Annotated in this window: 14 protein-coding genes; 4 read left to right on the top strand and 10 right to left on the bottom strand. The window is 57.2% G+C overall.

Going from position 1 to position 13,377, the window contains the following annotated elements; all coding sequences use genetic code 11:
- Window positions 1-87 precede the first annotated feature (87 nt).
- On the top strand, window positions 88-1,011 hold the full coding sequence (locus EYC79_RS10730; RefSeq protein WP_062597977.1) for a MurR/RpiR family transcriptional regulator: 924 nt from the start codon (window positions 88-90) through the stop codon (window positions 1,009-1,011).
- Between the two features lie 20 nt (window positions 1,012-1,031).
- Here the strand turns inward: EYC79_RS10730 and EYC79_RS10725 are convergent, their stop codons facing one another.
- Window positions 1,032-1,802: an SDR family oxidoreductase gene (locus EYC79_RS10725; RefSeq protein WP_130977971.1), complete on the bottom strand. Its 771-nt coding sequence runs from the start codon at window positions 1,800-1,802 to the stop codon at window positions 1,032-1,034.
- 10 nt (window positions 1,803-1,812) lie between these two features.
- A complete protein-coding gene (locus EYC79_RS10720; RefSeq protein ID WP_130977970.1) occupies window positions 1,813-3,015 on the bottom strand; it encodes a mandelate racemase/muconate lactonizing enzyme family protein in 1,203 nt (400 codons plus the stop codon).
- A gap of 162 nt (window positions 3,016-3,177) precedes the next feature.
- On the opposite strand from EYC79_RS10720, the gene EYC79_RS10715 reads away from it, so the two are divergent.
- Entirely contained in the window at window positions 3,178-3,930 is a 753-nt protein-coding gene (locus tag EYC79_RS10715; RefSeq protein WP_130977969.1) for a GntR family transcriptional regulator, read from the top strand.
- Between the two features lie 254 nt (window positions 3,931-4,184).
- On the opposite strand, the gene EYC79_RS10710 is transcribed toward EYC79_RS10715, so the two are convergent.
- The 5 genes from EYC79_RS10710 to EYC79_RS10690 form a co-directional block, all read right to left on the bottom strand.
- Window positions 4,185-5,267 (bottom strand): ABC transporter ATP-binding protein, encoded by a 1,083-nt coding sequence (locus EYC79_RS10710; RefSeq protein WP_130977968.1) that lies wholly within the window; start codon window positions 5,265-5,267, stop codon window positions 4,185-4,187.
- Between the two features lie 12 nt (window positions 5,268-5,279).
- A complete protein-coding gene (locus EYC79_RS10705; protein WP_130977967.1) occupies window positions 5,280-6,125 on the bottom strand; it encodes a carbohydrate ABC transporter permease in 846 nt (281 codons plus the stop codon).
- A gap of 3 nt (window positions 6,126-6,128) precedes the next feature.
- Window positions 6,129-7,046 carry a carbohydrate ABC transporter permease gene (locus EYC79_RS10700; protein WP_130977966.1) on the bottom strand — a complete coding sequence of 306 codons (918 nt, stop codon included), beginning with the start codon at window positions 7,044-7,046 and terminating at the stop codon, window positions 6,129-6,131.
- A gap of 69 nt (window positions 7,047-7,115) precedes the next feature.
- Window positions 7,116-8,354, bottom strand: coding sequence for an ABC transporter substrate-binding protein (locus EYC79_RS10695; protein WP_130977965.1), 1,239 nt, complete (start codon window positions 8,352-8,354; stop codon window positions 7,116-7,118).
- A gap of 114 nt (window positions 8,355-8,468) precedes the next feature.
- Window positions 8,469-9,134, bottom strand: coding sequence for a GntR family transcriptional regulator (locus EYC79_RS10690; RefSeq protein ID WP_245495257.1), 666 nt, complete (start codon window positions 9,132-9,134; stop codon window positions 8,469-8,471).
- A 95-nt stretch (window positions 9,135-9,229) separates the two neighbouring features.
- On the opposite strand from EYC79_RS10690, the gene EYC79_RS10685 reads away from it, so the two are divergent.
- Window positions 9,230-10,381: a mandelate racemase/muconate lactonizing enzyme family protein gene (locus EYC79_RS10685; protein ID WP_130977964.1), complete on the top strand. Its 1,152-nt coding sequence runs from the start codon at window positions 9,230-9,232 to the stop codon at window positions 10,379-10,381.
- Between the two features lie 193 nt (window positions 10,382-10,574).
- Window positions 10,575-10,769 (top strand): hypothetical protein, encoded by a 195-nt coding sequence (locus tag EYC79_RS10680; RefSeq protein ID WP_130977963.1) that lies wholly within the window; start codon window positions 10,575-10,577, stop codon window positions 10,767-10,769.
- A 9-nt stretch (window positions 10,770-10,778) separates the two neighbouring features.
- Here the strand turns inward: EYC79_RS10680 and EYC79_RS10675 are convergent, their stop codons facing one another.
- The 3 genes from EYC79_RS10675 to EYC79_RS10665 are packed head-to-tail and all read right to left on the bottom strand — an operon-like array spanning window position 10,779 to window position 13,356.
- Window positions 10,779-11,309, bottom strand: coding sequence for a flavin reductase family protein (locus EYC79_RS10675; protein ID WP_130977962.1), 531 nt, complete (start codon window positions 11,307-11,309; stop codon window positions 10,779-10,781).
- Entirely contained in the window at window positions 11,309-12,199 is an 891-nt protein-coding gene (locus EYC79_RS10670; RefSeq protein ID WP_130977961.1) for an aldo/keto reductase, read from the bottom strand. Before EYC79_RS10670 ends, EYC79_RS10675 begins: the two co-directional genes overlap by 1 nt.
- On the bottom strand, window positions 12,199-13,356 hold the full coding sequence (locus tag EYC79_RS10665; RefSeq protein WP_130977960.1) for an LLM class flavin-dependent oxidoreductase: 1,158 nt from the start codon (window positions 13,354-13,356) through the stop codon (window positions 12,199-12,201). The genes EYC79_RS10670 and EYC79_RS10665 overlap by 1 nt, the downstream gene beginning before the upstream one ends.
- Window positions 13,357-13,377 lie beyond the last annotated feature (21 nt).

The raw sequence follows: 13,377 nt of genomic DNA, 5'->3' as shown, positions 1-13,377 counted from the left end.
TCATTATAGTGTGTCACCTCCGCCGCTTTGCGGATGGTGTGCGCGTCGTTTCGTCGCGCAACATTTTTTGCACAGGAAGATTTGTGAATGCAATATGCAAAAAACGCTGCAGGTGATTTTGCAGGCACGCTTGAAGACTGGCTGCGTCATCTCGATGAGAAATTTTCTCTGACGCCAGCCGCGCATGAAGTCGTGCAAGCCGTCATCAACGATCCACGGCACGCCTCTTTTGCATCCGCTGCCGAACTCGCGCAAAAGGCCGACGTCAACGTCGCGACGATCACCAGAACCGCGCAAAGCCTTGGTTTTTCAGGATGGCCTGAGCTGCGGCAGGAAATCCGTACACGCTTCATGAGCAAGCTTTCGGCACCTGAGGTCAGCGTCGTCCATCAGCAGGAGACCGGCAATGAGCGCCCGTTCGACGCGGCCATGAATCGGCAGATGGAGCAACTGACGGCTCTACGCCGGCGTACCGACCGCAACTCCGTCAAGGAGATTGCAAAACTTATTGCAGGGGCAAAACGCCGAATCGTTCTTGGATCGGGCAGTTTCGCATCGATTGCCAACATCCTCGCACACCACGCCACGCTCTGCGGCTATCGCATGGAACTGGCAACCGACGGGGTGATGATCGCCAATGCTTTGGGCGATGTGAAGGAAAACGATGTCGTCATCATCTTCACCTTTTGGCGCCTCTATAATTCCGCGATCAGGGCTGCCGCTCAGGCCAAGGCCAAGGGCGCAACCACCTGCGTGATCACCGACGCAGCCGTGGACGCACTGGCAAAAAATGCCGATTATCTGCTGCTGGCACCGGCAGAGAGCACGTCTTTCTACGCAACCGTCGTTCCGGGCATCGGGCTTGCGGAGGCCATCTCTGCAGAATTGGGCGCGCTCAACCCGGAGATGAGCGCGCGTTCCATCGCCGATTTCGAGGAGCAATGGCAACACCAGGATCTGCTCTTTACCAAAACAGCACCCATGGCTGGAAAGCCTTTTGATCAGCTATAGACCGTGAGCACTTTCATTCGCTACAGCACAGCCAGCATGCCGCCATCGACATAGATGATCTGACCGTTGACGTAGTCCGAGGCTGCGGAGGACAGGAAGACTGCCGTGCCGATCAGTTCCTCCGGCTTGCCCCAGCGCTTCGATGGCGTGCGACCCTTCACCCAGGCGTCGAATTCGGGATTATCGATCAGCGCCTGATTCATGTCGGTCAGCATGTAGCCGGGACCGATGGCATTGGCCTGAATGCCATGCTGCGCCCACTCCGCTGCCATGGCCCGCGTCAGCATCTTGATGCCACCCTTGGCCACTGTGTAGGGCGCAACAGTCGCACGGGCGAGTTCGCTGGTCAGCGAGCCGATATTGACAATCTTGCCATATCCGCGCCCGATCATACGCTTTGCTGCTTCGCGACCGATGACGAAGGCGCTTGTGAGGTTGGTGTCGATCACCCGCTGCCAATCGGCGGTGTCCAGCTCAACCATTGGCTTGCGATATTGGATGCCGGCATTGTTGATGAGAATATCGACGGCTGTCCCCGCCGCGTCCAGATTTTCGAAGGCCGCTTTCACCTCTTCTTCAGACGTCACGTTGAAGGACACAGCCTCTGCTTCATGGCCTGCGCTCCGCAACTCCGCGACAGTCTCTGCCACGCGAGACGGGTTCGTTCCGTTGATGAGGATGCGGGCGCCGGCAACGGCCAGACCCTCCGCCATGGCGCGACCAAGGCCCCGCGACGAGCCGGTCACGAGAGCGGTGCGACCGGTCAGATCGAACATGGAATGGTTGCTCATCGTTTCCTCCTCAAAGCGTGCTTCGGCGAACCGTAAGGTCCGAGCGTTCGTAAACCTGCGGCAGCAGGTCTGTGCCGAGGCCCGGCCCCTCCATGGGCAGTACAAAGCCGTTTTCGATCACAGGGACGTGGGTGACAAGCTCTTTATACCAACCAGTATAAAATGCGCGGACCGATTCCTGGATCATCGTGTTTGTCTGCGAGAAGGACGAGTGAACGGCGGCCGCATAGGCCACTGGCCCCGTGCAGTCATGCGGAGCGTAAGGGCGGTGGTAGGTATCCGCGAGTGAGGCTATCTTGCGGCCTTCGGTCAGACCGCCGGTCCAGACCAGATCGGTCATGACAATGCCGATGGCGCCTGACTCCAGCATATCCTTGTACGGAAAGCGCGAACCGAGTGTTTCGGAAGCGCAGATCGGAACGCTCGTCGACGCCGCAAGCTCCGAGAGTGCCGAGACCGAATTCATCCGGATCGGATCTTCGTACCACGTCGGGTCGAAGGCTTCCAGTTCACGGGCGATCTTCTTGATGGTCGGCAGGTTCCACAGACTATGAAACTCCACCATGATCTGCATCCGGTCGCCGACCTGCTTGCGGATCTGCTCGAATGGCTTGATGGCGGCGCGTAACTGCTCGGCCGTAATATAGCGTCCGTCATTCTCGATCGCGGCTGGATCGAAAGGCCAGATCTTCATCGCCGAAATACCCTGCTCCAGCAGATTTTCTGCGAGCGCCCCCGCATTCGTCATGAAGCCCTTGAGGTCTTCATACGGACCCTCTGAATTGTCGCGGAAATTCCAGGTATCGACCGGCTTGATCTTGTTGGAACGAACATAGCCGTAACCCGCGCAGGTATTGTAGACAGGGACGCGATCATGGCAGAGGCCACCCAACATCTGGTGGACCGGCTGGTCGCAGAGCTTCCCGAAGATATCCCAAAGCGCAAGGTCGATCGCCGAGGCAGCACGATACTCCGCACCGGTTGACGCCTGCGCCATCGGCAGATTCACGAGCTCGCGCGCGTGGGCCTCGATCCGCAGTGGGTCACGCCCCAACAGCCGGCCTGCAAGCACGTCGTGAATATGCGCCTCGACCGAGCCCGCGCCGTAAAAGGTTTCGCCGAGACCGATCAGTCCGGCATCGGTATGGACGCGGACCCAAAGAACATTGGCAAACTCTTCCGTTCGTAGTGTCTCGATAGACGTAATCTTCATGCATTCCTCCCGACGACATCGTTCCACGATCATCAGCAGGATGCCGTGGCGAACCTCCAAGCCGCCTCTCGCCAACATTTGCAATGCCACTGGTAAAATATCACAACATGTTTAAAGCCAAAGAGTATAAGATATTCATCGCCTCGGCTGGAGGAAACGAAAATGGCACAGAAGAAAACAAAGCCCTCTCTCGTCACGGAAGACACGAAGCCGAAGCGGGCCAACCGGATTAATTTCTTCGAACTGGCCTATGAGAGAATCGAGGCGCTGCTGATCAATTGCGAATTGAGGCCAGGCCAGCAACTCACATTGCAGGAATTGCAGATTTCGACCGGTTTGGGACGAACGCCCGTTCACAACGCTGTCAGTCGATTGGCAACCGATACGCTTCTGACGGTCCTGCCCCGTCACGGTCTCAGGGTAACACCCATCGATCTTGCGCGGGAACGCCTGCTTCTAAAGCTGCGTCGCGACATGGAACGCTTCGTTGTAACGCTGGCTATCGACCGTGCCAGTCTCTCCCACCGTAACCAGATGCTCCATATCGAACATGCTTTGCGCGAACGCCGCGATAAGATCACGCTTACCGATTTCAACATGCTGGACCGCCGGATCGATCAGCTATTACTCGCTGCCGCCAATGAACCGTTTCTTGAGCACACGCTGCGACCGCTTCACACGCTCTATCGCCGCATCGGTTTTATTCATCACACCGTCACGGGCGGAAGGGCCGATCTTTCAACCACCATCGACTGTCATCTATCGGTACTGAATGCAGTCGCCAATCGACATCTTGAGGCGGCTCTTTCTGCCACCGACACGCTGATCGGTTTCGTCGATTCCATGTTCGCCGAGATGGAGACCGGCATCGACCCGCGGCTTCTGGATTGCAGCATCGAACCGATATTTAGGTGAAATAATAGTGCAGAGAGGCGCCCCATTCTCTCAAACGACTATTATTCTTGCCGCCCCAGCGCTCGCAATAGCGTGGCAAATCCTGGCTGTCGGAACGCTGTAGTGCAATGATGGCATACTATCAGAGCCCCGACACAAACAGCGTGACCCACGTTTCATTGAGTTGCTGCTTCAATTCCGAGCAGTTTTTTCAACTCCTCCAACAAGCGGTTCGGCCAGCTACCGAATAGCTGTAAACCGTTGTGACAGTGCCATCATCGCCAATCCAGTCTCAGCTGTGTCTGCGGATCGAAAAGATTGACACTTGCAACGTCAACGGCAAAGCGAATGCCGTCTCCTCGCTTCCCTGAAAAGCGGGGCTCTACACGCGCAACAACCGTCTGATCACCAATCAGGGCGGTCAGCATCGTATCCGGTCCAGTCGGTTCCACCACATCGATCCTGCCGGAAAATGGTGCCGTCTCATCGCCGCGCGCAATCTTGAACTCTTCGGGTCGCACACCGAGAATGACGTCTTTCTCAGACCAATGGCTATCGGTGGGACCCAAATCAAGCGCAACGCCTTGCGCCTCGAACCGCCAGCCTGAGCCATGCTTTACCAGGCGACCATTGATGAAGTTCATGGCTGGCGAGCCAATGAACCCAGCAACGAACATATTGGCAGGCCGCTCATAGATCGCCCGCGGATCTGCCAGTTGCTGGATATGTCCACCTTTCATGACCGCCACTTTTGTCGCGAGCGTCATGGCTTCGATCTGGTCGTGGGTCACGTAGACGATGCTCGTTCCCAATCGCTCATGGAGCCGTTTGATTTCGGTTCTCATCTCGACCCTAAGCTTCGCGTCGAGGTTGGAGAGCGGCTCGTCGAACAGGAACAAATCCGGATCGCGGACGATGGCGCGGCCCATTGCTACACGTTGGCGCTGGCCGCCTGAGAGATTGGCGGGCTTGCGGTCTAGGAGGTGGCTGACCTGCAGCATCTCTGCCGCACGTGTCACCGCTTCACGTCGCTGATCTGCCGGTGTTCCGCGCATCTCCAGACCAAAGCCGATATTCCGCTCCACCGACATGGTGGGATAGAGCGCATAGGACTGAAAGACCATAGCGATGTTACGGTCCTTGGGCGGCAGGTCGGAGACCGATTGCCCGCCTATGGCGATGTCACCGCTGGAGGTTTCGTCAAGTCCGGCAATGATGTTGAGCAAGGTGGATTTGCCGCAGCCGGACGGGCCAAGAAGCACCAGAAATCCACCATCCTCCAGCTCGATATCTATGCCATGCAGAACTTCGAGTGCACCGTAGGATTTGCGGACGTTGTTGAGGGAAAGTGTTGCCATGAAACTGTTCCTTTAGCCCTTGATGGCCCCGGCCGTCAGGCCTTGAACCATTGCGCGCTGAACGATTGCAAAGAGGAGCATGACGGGAAGAATGCTGAGAATGCCGCCCGCGGCCAGAACGCCCCAGGGCAATTGGAATTCCCCAACCATCAATTGAAGGCCGACAGGCCAGGTTCGAGACCCCTGGCCCGTGGTCAGCATCAACGCGAAGATGAATTCATTCCACGCGGCGATGGCGATGAAGACCGAACTTGCGACAAGGCCGTTTCGCGCCAGCGGCAGAACGATGCGGACCATGGCGCCAAGACGGGTCGAACCATCGATACGTGCTGCGCTTTCAAGCTCCTTGGGCGCGGCATCGAAGAAGCCTTTCAGCATCCAGACAAACAGCGGCAGCAGGAAGCTCGTATAGGCCAGCGCCAGGCCAAACCTGCTATCGACCAACCCCACCGTCCTCATCATGACGTAAAGCGGAATAATCATCATGACTGCGGGAAACATGCGGACCAGCAGATATCCCAGCATGATGTTGTTGCGCCCGCGGAAGGTGAGGCGCGCGAAGGCATAGGCCGCGAGCGTTCCCGCCACGACACAGATCGCGACCGTAATGGTGGTGACGATCAAGCTGTTGGTAATCAGCACTGGAAAATTCGACTGGGTCCAGATCGCCACGTAGTTTTCGAATGTGACGTGCCGAGGAATATACTGCATCTCAGAGGTAACGATATCGGCCTCCGGCTTCAAAGACGTCAGGAACATCCAGACCATCGGCCCAAGGCAAAACCCTGCCAGGGTAAACAAAACGACATAGGTCAGAATGTCGCCCGCCACGCGCCGTTGGCGTTTGCTTTTAAACATCGCTCATTCCTTCGTAATGCGCGCCAGGCGGATGTAAATCATTGCGAAGACCATGAGGATGAAGAACATCACCACGGACAGAGCACCCGCATAGCCAAAATTGAAGTCGCGATACGCTGTCTGGAAAGCGTAGAGCGAAAGGACTTGCGTGGAGTTGCCAGGACCTCCTCCGGTCAGAACCAGCAGAAGATCAGGCGAGTTCACGAGGCTGATAACACGCAGGATCACGGCAGCTGTGATGACCGTCTTCAACATCGGCACTGTGATCAATCTGAACTTGGTAAAAGCGCCTGCGCCGTCCACGGCGGCCGCCTTGTACAAGTCTTCCGGAATACCTTTGAGGCCGGCGAGAAAGAGAAGCGCGAAGAACGGGAAACCGTGCCAGGCCTCGACGAGGATCGTTGCGGCCAATGCGGTATTTGGATCTGCAAACCACGCCTTATAGGTGCTCAAAATACCGAGCCGGACCAGAATATCGTTGATGACACCAAGACGCGGGTCGAGAAGCAGCGCCCACATATGTCCGGCAACAACATTGGGAAGAAAATAGGGGAGAAGAATGAGGATGCCGAAAATCTTCGTTCCCGGCAGGTTGCGGTTCAACGCGAGGGCTGCAACGAAGCCCAGAGCCATTTCGATTGTCACCGCTGCGACCACCCAGATCGCCGTATTCTTCAGCGAAATCCAGAAAACGCGGTCCGACATCATCGCAACATAGTGCTTCATCCCCACCCAGCCGTTAAGGCCTGGTCGTGTCAGACGCATCTCGCGCACACTGATGAAGAAGCCATAAATCGTCGGATAGGCGACGACGAGAAAGAGTAACAGAAGGCTCGGGAGCAAAAGAAGATACACCCAGTATCGCGTCTCCGAGATTTCTCCGAGGCCGCTGAGAAACGGGCGTTTGGATTGTGGGGTCATGAACATGCGGCTTGGACGCCGTCCCTGCTTGGCGCGCGGTACGCTTGGACGTCCCGCGCCTGAAGGCGATTAGCGAAGGGCGGCTTCAAGCCCTTCTATCATGCGATCGACAGCCTCACCTGGCTCCAGTTGCCCCGTCAGAACCGCCTGGAAGGTGGGATTGACGACGTTCTCAGACCATCCCGCAGCACCCACGAAACCGTTCGGCAGGCGGCCGAAATCAAGCGTCTGTGTTGCTGCGCCATAGATCGGATTGCCTGTTATTCGCTCATCCTTCAGCGCTGCTGTGGATGCGGGAAAATAGCCGGTGGCTTCAAGAAGGGCGATTGCCGCGTCGGTCTGACCCCAGAAACTGATCCACTTCCACGCGGCCTCGATATTGTCTTCCTTGAAGATGCCGTTGCCCGCATAGGCTACGCGCGCTATGTGCGCCTTCGGCCCCGATGGCATGGGCGCCGTGCTGAACTGAACGCCGGGCTTAAGAGCGGTCGAAATCTCGATCAGCGAGCCCGTATGATGCCAGATCATCGCCGTCTGACCGGTTCTAAAACCTTCCATGATCTGGCGGTAGCTATCGTTCGGCGCACTTGGCGGCGCGACTTTTTCCTTACGGAACAGATCGGCATAGAAGGTGATTGCCTCCACGGCCGCCGGCTTGTCAATGGCCGCCTGACCGTTCTTGACGATAGGCGAGCCGAAGGCCTCCATCACGTCGATGACGTATTTGAAGGCACCCGCACCACCGCGCATACCGAATGCATAGCGGTTCTTGGAAGGGTCCGTCAGCTTGCGGCTAACCGTCAGAAATTCCTCGAAGGTCTTCGGAGGACCGGCAATGCCCGCCTCCTCAAAATAGTCCTTGCGGTAATACATCCAGTCAACAAATGCATAGGCCGGAACCGCGTAAATTGCGCCATCATGCGACATGCCCGCCCAGCGGTTGTCTGGGAGATTGGCTTTACCATCCCACGTATTGACGCGCTCGGAAATATCGACGAGGGCGTCCATCGCCGTCAAATCGGCAATACGTTCGGCGATCACCATGCCGGTGTCCGGTCGGCCGCCGGCAACAACCGCCGAAGACACTTTCGCCATGTATTCGGAATTGGGGATGTTCTCCTGCGTGACCGACACATCCGGATGTGCTGATGCAAAGAGTTGAATGATTTTGGCCAGCCCTGCCATCTCCGACTGACTGGCGAAATGATGCCAGTAGCTGATGGACGTGGCGGCGTTGGCGTTACGCAGGCCTGCGGCCAGAGCCAGCGCCGCGCTCGCGGCCAAGAATTCGCGTTTGCTAAGTTGCATGAAAACCTCCCAAAAGATCAGACTCCCTTTCTGATCTATCAGTCGAACCTAGCACCCTTCTTTGAGGTAAGCAACACGGGACAGTTCCCACCGCCCTTATTTCGCGATGGCAAATCAGACCAAGCCGAGGTTACGCTGCATGGCTGCCTGGAAATGGGCATAAAGAGCCTTCTCCGCAGCGTCGGGATTTCTCGTGCCGCAAGCCTCGAGAATATCGAGATGCTCCTTGAGCGTTCGGGTCATGATGGGTGGCGTGACCTTTCGCTCCAGACGCAGCAATCTGAGATAATTGTGCATGCGTCGATACGCGCTCTCGATCAACGGATTGCGCAACGCCTGGATGATTTGGCCATGCAATTCCATTTCCAGCGCATCCATCTCCTGAATCTGCTCCGGCCCTATTCCGTCGCGTTCGACACGGCGCAAAAGCCTGGAATGCCGGACTTCCAGGGCGTTTGTGACATTTTCATCCCCCTCCTCGGCAAAGACCCGTACGGCGGCGCGCTCTACGATTGATCGGAATTGATAGGTGGAGCGTGTCAATTCAAGTCCAGGCCGGATGAACTGGATGCCAGACCGGGGATGGATTGTCAGAATGCCTTCCGTCTCCAGCACCCGCAGCGCGTCACGCAGCGGGGCGACCGGCACATCAACGATCGCACATAGTTCATTTTGCGAAATGAACGCCCCTACCGGCACCCTTCGTTCGAACAGGCTTTCGAGGATACGCTCATAAGCGACATCGCTCAGGCGCGGAGCACCCGACGCCGCTACGTTCAAACTCGCACTTCTTCGCTCCGGCATGTTTTTCATGATGACAAAAGTTTTCCTTCTGATAGATCAGTGTATGTCATTAAACGATCAAAGAGCGCATCATGTCTATTTCTCAATTCCGTATAACGCGATTTCAGTTTGCCCGCGACAGAGTAATTGGCGATAGTCAGGTTCGCATCGACGATACCAATGTCGCCGCTCTGGAACTGGTCTCCGAAAGCGGTGAGGTCGGACTGGGGTTCATTCAGTCGTTGTTTTATCCCCTGCCCGATCAGGCAGAGATTGAGACGGTTTTCGAAACCGAAGTTTGGCCGATGATTAAGGGGCAAAAGGCCATAGGTCTCGTGCATCGCGTCAATAGACCTCGTGGCGGAAATCAGCGCGCCTTTTCCTTACCATTCCACGAGGCGTTGCAGGTTGCTCTTTGGGACCTTGCAGCAAAAGAAGCGGGCCTACCGCTTCACCAGCTTCTTGGAAGCAGACGAGACCGCGTTCGCGCCTATGCAAGCGGACTTGATTTTCACCTCAGCGACGAAGCCTTCCGCGCTCTATTCTCCTATGCGGCCAGCATTGGATACACAGCCTTCAAGATCAAGGTCGGCCACCCGGACTTTCAGCGGGACTTGAGACGACTGGAGCTTTTGCGGGAATCGGTGCCGGCCGGGTCGCTGGTCATGATCGATCCCAACGAAGCCTGGAATTCAAAAGAGGCGCTGGTCAAATTGACAGCCATTCGAGATGCGGGCCACGATCTTCTTTGGGTCGAAGACCCGATTTTGCGTCATGACTTTGAGGGGCTGCGGACGTTACGCCACGCCGTCAACTGGACTCAAATCAACAGCGGCGAGTATCTCGACATGCCGGGAAAGCGCATCCTTCTGGAGAACCACGGTACCGACCTTCTGAATGTTCATGGCCAGGTCACGGATGTCATGCGTATCGGCTGGCTCGCCGCCGAAATGGGCATACCCGTCAGCCTTGGCAACACGTTCCTGGAAGTCGGCATTCATATGGCGGCAGCTCTGCCTGAAGTGGAATGGCTGGAATACTCCTTCCAGAACTACGACCATCTGGTGGAAACGCCGATCGAAATTCGCGATGGCTATGCTTACGCGCCCAATCGCCCCGGCCACGGCCTCGTTCTCTCGGAAGACGCGCGGCGGGAATGGGCAAGGCCCGTGCGCCTACCAACGTCAAAGCTCGGACCTGCGCCGAAAAACGACCGTCTTCCCATTCCTCAAGACCTGTTCTAGGCCACGAATAGGCAAGGTGAGTGGCGCCGCAAGCGCCGCTTACCATCCGACAAGCGTATGGTTTTCATGCACCAGTTTGTGCATCGACAACAAAGAGGGGCGCGCCTCAGAGATCTTCGATTTGTCGGTCCATCTTGTGATCCAGACCGAGCCTTTGGTAGTATAGATATGAATACGATGCGAGGGAAACGGCATGTATCGTGATGTGGAAGGCTACTATCGACAGCAACCCGAACCGCCTCCGCGGAAACCGGAGTATCGGCAGCTTTCCGAGCGCGAGCAGAAAGTTCTGATTTGGGTATTGGCCTTCAACGCCGTGTTGGCGCTCGTCGCGCCGATTGGCGGCGCGACGGTGATCTCGGCGGTTTTGGCGCTGTTTCAGGGCTGAGCGCGTAAGTTATTGTGCGTTGACGGTGAAACGTCCGAAGGCGCCGCGTGCGAAGCACAAGGGGTCGCCTTCACGGTGGGCGGCACGAAGGACGCGACCGATGATGATGGAGTGGTCGCCCGCATCGTGAACTGACGCCTGGGCACATTCGAAGCGGCTCAATGTCCCCGGAATGATCGGCACGCCTTCTGAATTTCGCTCCCAGTCCAGTTCCTCAAAGCCACGGCCGCCGCGGGTAAAGCGCGAGCAAAGAGCGTCCTGTTCGGCGTCCAAAACATGGATGGCGAAGTTTGTCGCGCCGATGAAAAAGTCGTGGCGGGTTGAGGTCTTTGCTGGAGACCAGAGCACCAGTGGCGGGTCCAGTGACACGGACGAGAAGCTGTTGACCGTCATGCCAAGCGGCCCGTTGGCCGTATCGGCCGTCACCACCGTCACACCCGTTGGAAAGTTTCCAAGCGCATTGCGAAAGCTTCGCGCGGTCGTCGCGTCCGGAACGAAGAGATGCTCGTTCTGCGTGTTCACACTGCTCATCGATGTCATCAGGGCACCTCACGACCGTTTGCCAGCGTATAGAGTTCGAACCATGTCTGGCGGTCCATTTCGACCTTTTCGGCATCCGAAATGGAAGCGATACGGGCCAGATTGTTGGTTCCCATCACCGGCAGGATCTTCGCCGGATGGGCCAGAAGCCAGGCGACGACAACGGCGGCCGCATCGACATTATTCTCCTGGGCGATACGCTCCAGCGCGTCGGACAATGGACCATCCTTGCCCATCAGCGACCCACCGCCCAGAGGAGACCAGGCCATGACAGGAAGGGCGCGCTCCTGCAGATAGGCGAGATCGCCATTGATGAAGGCAGAGGTTTCAGCAAGGCTGATCTCGATCTGGTTGGTGACCAGCTCTTCCGTCATGTTGGATTGCAATAGCGAAAAATCCCAAGGTCGGAAGTTTGATACGCCGACACTCCTGACCTTGCCGGAGGCCACCAGCGAATCCAGCGTCTCACCAGTCTCTTCCGGATCCATCATCGGATCCGGACGGTGGATCAGGAGCAGATCGATACGATCTGTATTCATGTCGCGCAGCGAGGCTTCGACGGACGCATTGATGTGCTTCGCACCCGTATCGTAATGCTTGACGCGGGCAGCCGCATGGCGGCCGGCGGGAGCAACGATGCCGCATTTCGTCACGATTTCGATTTTGTCGCGCAGCGATGGCGCCTCTCTAAGCCCATTGCCCAGAATGGCTTCCGCTGTATAGCCGCCATAAATATCGGCCTGATCCATGGTGGTGATGCCCTGTTCCAGGCAGGCCTCGATCTTCGCCTGCACGTGGCGCGGCGAGGTGTCGGCATCATCGCCGATCCGCCACATGCCGTAAACGATGCGGCTGAAGGAAAGCCCGGATGTGATATCGATGCGTTGCATTAGTGGCGCTCTCCATTGCCAAGAGGTGTTGCAGGGGTTTGTGCCGGAACGCGTCCACGTACATGCGGCAACGAGCAGGTCTTCATTTGCGGTAGAACCTTACGGCCAAAATGCTCGGCCTCGTCAAGATGCGGATAACCGGAGAAGATGAAGGCGCGAATGCCCATCTTCTGATATTCCTCAAGCTTCGTCAGGACCTGATCGGTGGAACCGACAAGTGCCGCACCACATCCCGAACGGGCGCGCCCGACACCGGTCCAAAGATTGGGCTCGGTGTAGCCGAACTGGTCAGCCTGTTCGCGCGCCTTTGCCTGATGGGCAACGCCGAGCGAGATGCTGTCATGCGCGCGGGCACGGATCTGACGTCCATATTCGTCATCGAGCTTCGAGACGAGATGTTCGGCGTATTCCTGTGCTTCGGCTTCCGTGTCGCGGACGATCATATGAACGCGCAGACCGTAATCCAGCGTGCGGCCATGGGCTTCGGCACGTGCATGCACGGCGCGCATGCGCTCGGCCAGTTGTTCCTTCACCTCAGGCCACATCAGGTAAACGTCGCATTGGGCACCGCAGAGTTCCAGTGCATCCGGCGAATAGCCCCCGAAATAGAGCAGCGGTCCACCATTCTGCTGATAAGGGCGCGCGGGCTCGGTCGTGACATTCTTGAACTGGTAGACTTCGCCATCGTGATTGATTTCATCACGCGTCCAAGCCTGACGCAGGATTTCGACCACCTCGTGGCTGCGCTTGTAGCGATAGGCACTGTCGGCGACTTCGCCTGGAAAATCCGAACTGATGACGTTCAGCGTCAAGCGACCTTTCAGCATGTGATCAAGCGTCGCGACGGTGCGCGCCAGCATGATGGGCTGCATCTCGCCACAGCGGATTGCGGCGAGGAAGTTGATCTCCTCAGTGATCGGCGCACAACCGGCAACGAAACTCAGCGTATCCTGGCCTACCTGATAAGAAGACGGGCAAAGAATGTTGCGAAAGCCAAGCTCTTCGGCCTTTTTGACGATGGAAGAGCAATGATCCCAGCTGGAGCGCAGGCGGCCATCTGGCACGCCAAGAAACTCATAGTCATCGGAGCAGAGCGCCGAAAACCAGGAGACCTCGGCAGCATCGAGGTCAGCTGAGGTTATGGGCACAACGGTCATAAAAATCCTCCCAAAACGTCC

The sequence above is a fragment of the Agrobacterium cavarae genome (genome assembly GCF_004310285.1).
GTDB classification, from domain to species: domain Bacteria; phylum Pseudomonadota; class Alphaproteobacteria; order Rhizobiales; family Rhizobiaceae; genus Agrobacterium; species Agrobacterium cavarae.
Note: the sequence above shows the minus strand (reverse complement) of the source record. Positions and strands in the feature narration are given on the sequence as shown.